We start from the raw sequence: 1,033 nt of genomic DNA, 5'->3' as shown, positions 1-1,033 counted from the left end.
GTGACTGGTGTTCAGTCGTGTGCTCTTGATATCTCGAGCCCGGCGGCGGCGAGGGCGGCCGCCGAGGCGACGACGGTGAGGCGGTGACGGGGCATCATGGGGGAAGCACTCCTGGTCCCGGCCCGGCCTCTCGCCGGGCGACTGTGTTCATGACAGCACCGCTCGGGCAGCCACCGTCAGGCCCGGGACGTGAACGCCCGGTGGCCGCGCCTCCACAACCGCCGACGCCCCGTCACCGCTGCCGCCGCTTCGCGCTCGGCAGCCCTCGCCGGGCGGTCAGCCCCGCCGGACCGCCAGCTCGATCTCCCGGCCGTCCCCGCCGCCGGGCACCGGCAGCGCCACGCCGGTGTGCTCGAAGCCGGCCTTCCGGTACATCGCCTCGGCGCGGGGGTTGTCCTCGTGGACGAACAGCCGCACCCGCTCGACCCTGGGCTCGGCGAGCGACCACGCCCACTCCTGCACGGTCCGGAGCAGGTCGAGCGCCAGCCCGGTGCCCCGCGCCCGCGGCCGGACGTAGACCCCGACCACGTGCACCTGGTCCACCTCGACGACGTCGCCCGCCAGGGCCCCGTCCCCGCCGGCCCGCTCGACCAGCCCGGTCATGGAGCCGAGCCACTCGCCGTCCTCGGCCTCCGCCACGAACTGCGCCACGTGCGGGTCGGTCGCGGCCCGGGTCGTGCGGTCCTGCCAGAACTCGTCGGGCCGGGCGGCGGCCTGCTCGTGGGTCTCCAGGAAGGCCACGGCCGCGAGCGGGTCGCGCAGCGCGTCCAGGCGGATGTCCCTGAGTCGCTGCCAGTCCTCGGTGCGCACCCGTCTGATGATGATTCCAGTGCTCATCGCATGATCATTCCATCGGCCCTGGCCGTCCGCGCAAGCGAATTCGGCGCCCCCGGCGGGCTCCTCAGGGCCGGGCCCCCTCCAGCAGCCGGGCCAGCAGACGTCTATTTCCCGGTCGGCGTCGCCCACGCCTTCGTGGCCCTGGAGGACGACACCGTGATGTCGTACATGCTCTCCGGCGAGTACGTCCCCGAGC

1 protein-coding gene and 1 pseudogene are annotated in these 1,033 nt (G+C 74.0%); one reads left to right on the top strand and one right to left on the bottom strand.

Features of this window, described 5'->3' with window-relative positions; translation table 11 throughout:
• Positions 1-276: 276 nt before the first annotated feature.
• Positions 277-837: a GNAT family N-acetyltransferase gene (locus AB0E96_RS41360; RefSeq protein ID WP_359831996.1), complete on the bottom strand. Its 561-nt coding sequence runs from the start codon at positions 835-837 to the stop codon at positions 277-279.
• Between the two features lie 102 nt (positions 838-939).
• Here AB0E96_RS41360 and AB0E96_RS41355 point away from each other — a divergent pair.
• Positions 940-1,033: pseudogene (locus tag AB0E96_RS41355) on the top strand (dTDP-4-dehydrorhamnose 3,5-epimerase family protein); the annotation flags it as partial.

The organism is Kitasatospora sp. NPDC036755, assembly GCF_040636595.1.
Classification (GTDB): Bacteria; Actinomycetota; Actinomycetes; order Streptomycetales; family Streptomycetaceae; genus Kitasatospora.
The sequence above is the reverse complement of the archived record's forward strand: the minus strand, read 5'-3'. Positions and strand labels throughout refer to the sequence as shown.

Excerpts from the sequence above, each read along its gene's own strand:
- AB0E96_RS41360 (WP_359831996.1), bottom strand. The coding sequence starts at position 837 with ATGAGCACTGGAATCATCATCAGACGGGTGCGCACCGAGGACTGGCAG.